7 protein-coding genes and 2 tRNA genes are annotated in these 6,583 nt (G+C 44.7%); 4 read left to right on the top strand and 5 right to left on the bottom strand.

The window, feature by feature from the left end; translation table 11 throughout:
* Positions 1-2: 2 nt before the first annotated feature.
* From GVO63_RS13645 to orn, 3 genes are all read right to left on the bottom strand, one after another.
* Positions 3-75, bottom strand: a tRNA-Gly gene (locus tag GVO63_RS13645).
* 162 nt (positions 76-237) lie between these two features.
* Positions 238-313, bottom strand: a tRNA-Gly gene (locus tag GVO63_RS13640).
* 101 nt (positions 314-414) lie between these two features.
* The gene (gene orn / locus GVO63_RS13635; protein WP_159580558.1) at positions 415-960 is read right to left on the bottom strand and encodes an oligoribonuclease; all 546 of its coding nucleotides are present in this window, start codon (positions 958-960) and stop codon (positions 415-417) included.
* Between the two features lie 86 nt (positions 961-1,046).
* Between orn and rsgA the strand changes: the two genes are divergently transcribed.
* The 4 genes from rsgA to GVO63_RS13615 all read left to right on the top strand — a co-directional run bounded on the left by rsgA (position 1,047) and on the right by GVO63_RS13615 (position 4,862).
* A complete protein-coding gene (gene rsgA / locus GVO63_RS13630; protein WP_159580556.1) occupies positions 1,047-2,090 on the top strand; it encodes a small ribosomal subunit biogenesis GTPase RsgA in 1,044 nt (347 codons plus the stop codon).
* A gap of 243 nt (positions 2,091-2,333) precedes the next feature.
* A complete protein-coding gene (gene asd / locus GVO63_RS13625) occupies positions 2,334-3,260 on the top strand; it encodes an archaetidylserine decarboxylase (protein WP_159580554.1) in 927 nt (308 codons plus the stop codon).
* A 3-nt stretch (positions 3,261-3,263) separates the two neighbouring features.
* On the top strand, positions 3,264-4,139 hold the full coding sequence (locus GVO63_RS13620; RefSeq protein ID WP_159493199.1) for a DMT family transporter: 876 nt from the start codon (positions 3,264-3,266) through the stop codon (positions 4,137-4,139).
* A gap of 33 nt (positions 4,140-4,172) precedes the next feature.
* Positions 4,173-4,862 carry a glycerophosphodiester phosphodiesterase gene (locus tag GVO63_RS13615; RefSeq protein ID WP_159580552.1) on the top strand — a complete coding sequence of 230 codons (690 nt, stop codon included), beginning with the start codon at positions 4,173-4,175 and terminating at the stop codon, positions 4,860-4,862.
* Between the two features lie 68 nt (positions 4,863-4,930).
* Here GVO63_RS13615 and GVO63_RS13610 read toward each other — a convergent pair whose 3' ends face one another.
* Positions 4,931-5,359 carry a MerC domain-containing protein gene (locus GVO63_RS13610; RefSeq protein WP_159493205.1) on the bottom strand — a complete coding sequence of 143 codons (429 nt, stop codon included), beginning with the start codon at positions 5,357-5,359 and terminating at the stop codon, positions 4,931-4,933.
* 155 nt (positions 5,360-5,514) lie between these two features.
* A complete protein-coding gene (locus GVO63_RS13605; RefSeq protein ID WP_236552152.1) occupies positions 5,515-6,426 on the bottom strand; it encodes a divergent polysaccharide deacetylase family protein in 912 nt (303 codons plus the stop codon).
* Between the last annotated feature and the right edge of the window lie 157 nt (positions 6,427-6,583).

Below are 6,583 nucleotides of genomic sequence, written 5' to 3'. Positions count from 1 at the left end.
GGAGCGGGAAACGAGATTCGAACTCGCGACCCCGACCTTGGCAAGGTCGTGCTCTACCAACTGAGCTATTCCCGCATAGAGTCGATGCTGTGCATCTTATAGGCAATCTAGAGACCTAGATTAAAATTTGGAGCGGGAAACGAGATTCGCTAACTGGCCGACACTCGGTCGCGGGCCCACTAGGGGTCGCGCTTTTCACGCTCACTGAAAGTAAAATTTACTATCAGGTTTAAAATTTGGAGCGGGAAACGAGATTCGAACTCGCGACCCCGACCTTGGCAAGGTCGTGCTCTACCAACTGAGCTATTCCCGCAACAAAAGAGGTACTTCGTTTGAAGTGGTGCGCATTTTACAAAAATTTTGGGGTAACGCAACCTTTAATTCTACTTTTTTTGCACCTCAATGTTTGAATGCTTAAATCGTAAACACTTTCTCACGATAATAGCGCATTTCTTCAATAGACTCGCGAATATCGTCTAGCGCTAGGTGTACGCCTTTCTTTTCGAAACCGTCTAAAATTTCAGGTTTCCAGCGACGCGCAAGCTCTTTGATGGTGCTTACATCAATATTTCTATAGTGAAAGTAAGCCTCAAGTTCTGGCATATACTTCACCATAAAGCGTCTGTCTTGCCCGATTGTGTTTCCACATAACGGTGATTTACCTGCATCCACCCACTGCTCTAAAAAAGCAATGGTCTGGGCAGATGCTTCATCTACACTTATTTTACTGTCTCGGCAACGGGCGGTTAACCCACTTTCTCCGTGAACGCGAGTGCACCACTCGTCCATATTATTTAATATCTCATCACTTTGATGCACTGCTATTACTGGGCCTTCGGCCAAAATATTTAGCTGCGCATCAGTGACGATAGTAGCAATTTCCATTACTACACAAGTCTCAGGATCCAGTCCCGTCATCTCCATGTCTATCCAGACAAGATTAGTATCGTGTTTACTCATTACTTTCCTCTTTGCGCTACAGACATGGCAACCATGCCCTACAAACGGTATTATTGTCACAGTATACGTCAAACTAGAAAAGAATCGTGGCGAAAAAACCAAAACTTACACAAAGACAGAAACGGCAAGTTGCGGCCAACAGAAGCAAACGCTTGCTTGAAAAGCACGCATCTAAGGGCGCAGCAAATCTAGATGAAAGTACGCTTGAGAGCGGGACTGTTATTGGTCGGTTCGGAAAACATGCTGATGTTGAAGATATCAGCGGCGTTGTGTCTCGCTGCCATATTCGCCGCACGGTAGACTCTGTCGTATGTGGCGACAAGGTATTTTTCAGTAAAGGGGATGACGCTGAATCGGGTGTAAGTGGAGTTATTGAAATTGTTAAAGACAGGCACTCTGTCCTTACCCGCCCAGATTATTACGATGGTATTAAACCTATAGCGGCGAATATCGACCGTATTATTGTTGTAAGCGCTATTTTACCTACCTTGTCTCTGAATATTATCGACCGCTATTTGGTGGCCTGTGAAGACATAGGCATCACGCCACTTATTGTACTGAATAAAGTAGAGCTGCTTAGCGAAGATGAACGGGCAACCGTCACAACGCAGCTTAGAACCTACGAAAACTTAGGCTACGAAGTGCTATTCACCAGCTGTAAAACCGGCGAAGGCATCGACAAACTCAATGAATATCTTAACGATAGCATCAGTGTTTTCGTAGGCCAGTCTGGCGTAGGTAAATCAAGCCTTATTAACCAAGTACTTCCTGACGCCGATGAATTAACCGGTGATATTTCTGATAACTCAGGGCTAGGCCAACACACAACCACCGCCGCAAAATTGCTTCACCTCCCCGCTGGCGGTGATTTAATTGATTCTCCCGGAGTACGTGAATTTGGCTTATGGCATATTCCCACCGAACGAATTACATGGGGTTTTATTGAGTTCAGAGATTATCTAGGCGGCTGTAAATTTAGAGACTGCAAACACCTCAACGACCCCGGCTGTTTACTAAGAGAAGCGGTAGAAGAAGGGAAAATCAGCGCTGAACGCTTCGACAGCTACCATCGAATTTTAACAACGATGGAAGAGCAGCGTCCCAGCCACAGTCAGCCACCTGGGGCTTAATAACCGCCTTTGGCATATAACCTCGTGTAGCACCAAATTCATTAGCGGGCTAACAATGTAGTTCACGCGCTTTATGTACTACATTGTTGGCACGGTGACGAAATATTGCAGCTTGAACCATGTGCTTATGCTTTTGTGTAAGCACTCATAACCCTAAAGTTGCTCTTAATACCACGACTTACGATACAATAACGCCATGTATGCAATGCGTTATGACTTGCATAAAAGAATCGGAGATATTTTGTGTTAGATTGGCTTAAAGTTAATTTACAATACGTAACACCAAAGCACCTGCTTTCACGACTTGTAGGCAAGCTTGCCGAAGCGGAAATGGGTAGCGTAACCACTTTTTTCATCAAGCTGTTTATCAAGCAATACAATGTTGATATGACTGAAGCGCTGCATGAAAAACCAGAGCATTATCGCAGCTTTAATAAATTCTTCACGCGCCCGCTTAAACCTGAAGCGCGAACTATTGATGAAAACGATGACGTACTTATCCACGCCGTTGACGGAACAGTAAGCCAATTTGGCGACATTCATAGCGACAGCATTTTTCAAGCGAAGGGGCACGACTTTAGCCTGACCACATTATTAGGCGGAAAGCCTGACGTAGCTGCGCCGTTTAAAAATGGTAAATTTGCTACGATTTATCTTGCCCCTCGCGACTATCACAGAATTCATATGCCTGTTGAAGGCACGCTTACTGACATGTTGTATGTGCCAGGCGAACTGTTTTCGGTAAACCCACTTACAGCACAAAATATTCCGGGTCTGTTTGCACGTAATGAACGTGTAGTAGCGCTGTTCGACACCCCTGTAGGCAAAATGGCGATGGTACTTGTTGGCGCGACTATTGTGGCAAGCATCGAGACTGTTTGGGCAGGTACGGTTACCCCACCTGCTGGCAAAAATGTTCAGCACTGGTCGTATGAAAAAGACAGCGAAGCAGCGGTTTTTCTAAAGAAGGGAGCTGAACTTGGCCGCTTTAAACTAGGCTCTACCATTGTGGTATGTTTCGAAAAAGACATGATTGACTTTGAAGATCTTGCTCCTGGTATGGTCACTCGTCTTGGCGAACCCATGGCGCTAAAGTCAACGGAGCTAGCCGCAGATGAAACGGGCATTGAAGAAGATAATGAGAATCCGTCAGAGGGCGCTGACAGCTAACTTATGGATGCTGTTAAAAAAAGCCTGATATCACTTCATTTCACGGTAATTTTACTTGGTGGTACCGCCCTTTTCTCTCGGCTTGTACCACTTAGTGCCAGTGACATTACTCTTGTTCGGTCGGTATTTGCCTGCATAGCGTTATTTGCCTTTTTGAAGCTGGCAAAGAACAAAATAAAGCTAAATTCCAGAAAAGACTACGGCGTTGCCCTTGGCTTAGGCGTGATAATGGCGCTGCATTGGGTCACCTATTTTGCCGCTATGCAGTATGCCGGCGTGTCTGTTGGCATGATTGCCTTGTTTACATTTCCCGTTATCACGGTACTTATCGAGCCCTTTTTCGAACGTGTAAGGCTGGTTTGGCAAGACATCGTTTCTACCCTTACTGTGGTCATTGGCGTCTATTTAATCGTGCCTGAAACGTCACTGGAAAATGATGTGACTCTTGGTGTGTTAATCGGTATTGCTTCGGCCGTGTTGTATTCGTTTAGAAATTTGATTCATCGCAAGCATTTCAAGCACTACAGCGGCGCGCAGGCTATGGCATGGCAGACACTGGTTATCAGTGTATTAATGTTACCGGTAGGAAGTGAAGCCATTGCCTCTGCTTCAGTTGACGCGTGGATAATGCTAATACTATTGGGTACGGTTTTCACTGCCCTTCCTCATGCATTAATTGCCGCAAGTCTTCGACACCTTAGGGCAAAAACGTTTTCTCTTATTGCTTGTATGCAGCCACTCTATGGCGTTTTTCTCGCAATAATTTTGCTAAATGAAAAGCCCGGATGGAGTGCGTTGATTGGCGGAATACTTATAACGTCAGCATCAATTTATGAAACGCTCAACACCCATAAGTTGCACAACGCTAATAATTCGTAGCGCTCGATATTACACGTAAGGATAGTGTTACCTATGCTAATTTTTGCGCACCGTGGGGCCAGTAAAGTCGCCCCCGAAAACTCAATCAAAGCGTTTAATCTTGCCTTTAAACAAAATGCTGACGGCATTGAATTTGATACCTATCAGCACGAAAGTGGCATTATTGTGTTTCACGATAGAACGCTTGCGCGCAGAGCCCGCGAGCCAGGCTATTTGTTGGACGTGACATGGGAAGCGCTAAAAAAAATGGACATCGGTGAGGGAGAACATATACCAACCCTGACTGAAACGCTTGACTGTGTCCCGTGTGATAAATGGTGCAATATTGAAATTAAACATTTACATGACGTTGATAGCTGGGTTAAAGACGTTAAAACGGCGGTGCAGGAAAGCGGCATTAGTATTGATAAGCTTCTTATCTCGTCGTTCAACCATCATTGGTTACAGGCTATTACACACCAGTGGCCGGAAATAAAGATTGGTGCCTTGTCTGCCAGTTACGAACTAGACTGTACAGCAAGCGCAAGAACGCTTAACGCATATTCGGTAAATATAGCGTTAGATGCGGTTGATAAGCAGTTTGTTAAAACAGCCCAACAAGATGGATTTGACGTTTTCGTTTATACCGTTGACGAGCCCAGAGACATGCTAATGCTTAGGGAATGGGGTGTGACAGGTATATTTACCAATGTACCTGATACGGCTCGTAAAGTACTGTTCTAGGACAAGCGCCGACAAATAAGAAAAACGAGCCGTTGGCTCGTTTTTTATTTATAAACAACGGGCACTGATTATTTGAGTTCAGTAGACAGGTGTTCCGAAAAAACGGTGCGCTTACAGCACTTACACTGCCTACACAAACGCATATTTACCCAGTGCCCTGCTACGATTAAGAATGCACCAATAGCTATGGTAAAGGGCTCATAGTGATGCCCAAAAATATCTTTATGCCAGTAGATAGCACCACCTGTGAATAGCAATGCGAGTGGGTAGTATTTGCCGTGGTAACGAATAGCGCCACTCAGCAAAGCGACGGACCCAACAATCAGAGAAAAGGTGAGAATAGTTCGTTCGAACCACACTTGTGCAAAAAAGCTTGAGCCAATGAGCGGTAGTAGAGGCACCAAAACAGGCAGCGCGAGACAATGCAGCGCACACAAACTCGACACCCAAATGCCAAGTTTGTCTAGTTTTGTTGGATTCTCGTCAATTGGAGTCATTACTCTAATTACCACCATTCAATAATTTGTTCGCGATAAAATCGCCAGAGACGTTATATTATAACAGACTCTTAAAAATACGAAACGTTCCCGCATTAAATTTTGATCTTAACGAGATTAAAATAGACTAATTGGGGAGGAATAAGACTGAAGTGCTAAGCGTCTGGGCTCACAATCAATGCCACTGACGTACCTTTTGAAGTCACACTCTCTGCAAGCTCAGTGTTTAACGACGATGTCTCGCCTTGCTCCTCAACCTGACCACTTTCAGTACTTACAGCGTCAAACAGCGCTGCAGTATCCACATATTTTTGCGGAAACTGTTTGGCCACTTTAGGTGCATGTGAGAAGTAGTCGGCCACCGAGGTTAGGGTGAAGCCTTCTTTTTCAAGTGAGGGTAAATAGGTTTTCAAGAAATCGACGGTTTCTGGATGAGGGTGACCGATAACCACAACGTGCCCATTCTTTTTGGCAATGCGTTTCATCTGGTTAAACTGCTTAAGCAAAAATGCTGGCTCTAGCTTATGATCCAGAAAAACCTGTCGGCTAGCGTTAGGTACACCAAGTCGCTCAGCTATTTCTTCACCTTTAGTGAGTACCGTAGTCCGACTATCTACAAAAAATAACCCTTGCCGCTTCACTTCTTTTAAAAGCGCTTCCATGGCTTTTGGCTGCCCAGTGAATGCGCTTCCCATATGATTATTAACGCCCACGGCGTTAGGCACACTTTTTATCGCTTTTCGCAGGTTATGAGTAATGGCTCCTGCGAACATATCAGTGGTTAGTCCGAGGGGCCCCATATTCTTTCCGTTTTGCGCTTGCATAGGCATGTGCAGCATGACAGCTCTGCCCTCTTTATCGGCGCGTTGCGCAATTTCAGACGCTAAAGGTGTTTGCGGAAGAATAGAGAATGTAATTTCTTTAGGAAGAGAGAAAGCAGCGACATCGGACGGCCTGTAACCCAGGTCATCTAAAATTATGATTATGTCTGACTTTGCTTTTACTTTAGGGCTAACTAGCCCGCATAAAACAAAGATTAAACAAGGCATTAGCAGACGCAAAAGCATCTAAGTCACATCCGTTTTTCATCATTATTATTTAAGCGCACACTACACAATGCTGTGTTTTTTCTAGAATACCAACAACTGACTCAGTTTCAACTTAGTTTGAGGATATTCTTAAATAGCAAAATCAGGCCGTATTGGTCTTTTCTGTGCATTTTTG

It is taken from the genome of Alteromonas sp. KUL106, from assembly GCF_009811415.1.
Taxonomy (GTDB): Bacteria; Pseudomonadota; Gammaproteobacteria; order Enterobacterales; family Alteromonadaceae; genus Alteromonas.
Note: the sequence above shows the minus strand (reverse complement) of the source record. Positions and strands in the feature narration are given on the sequence as shown.

Bases quoted from the DNA above. Each gene is read 5' to 3' on its own strand.
- orn (WP_159580558.1), bottom strand. From the start codon at position 960: ATGAGTAAACACGATACTAATCTTGTCTGGATAGACATGGAGATGACG.
- GVO63_RS13620 (WP_159493199.1), top strand. From the start codon at position 3,264: ATGGATGCTGTTAAAAAAAGCCTGATATCACTTCATTTCACGGTAATT.
- GVO63_RS13615 (WP_159580552.1), top strand. From the start codon at position 4,173: ATGCTAATTTTTGCGCACCGTGGGGCCAGTAAAGTCGCCCCCGAAAAC.
- GVO63_RS13610 (WP_159493205.1), bottom strand. From the start codon at position 5,359: ATGACTCCAATTGACGAGAATCCAACAAAACTAGACAAACTTGGCATT.
- GVO63_RS13605 (WP_236552152.1), bottom strand. From the start codon at position 6,426: ATGCTTTTGCGTCTGCTAATGCCTTGTTTAATCTTTGTTTTATGCGGG.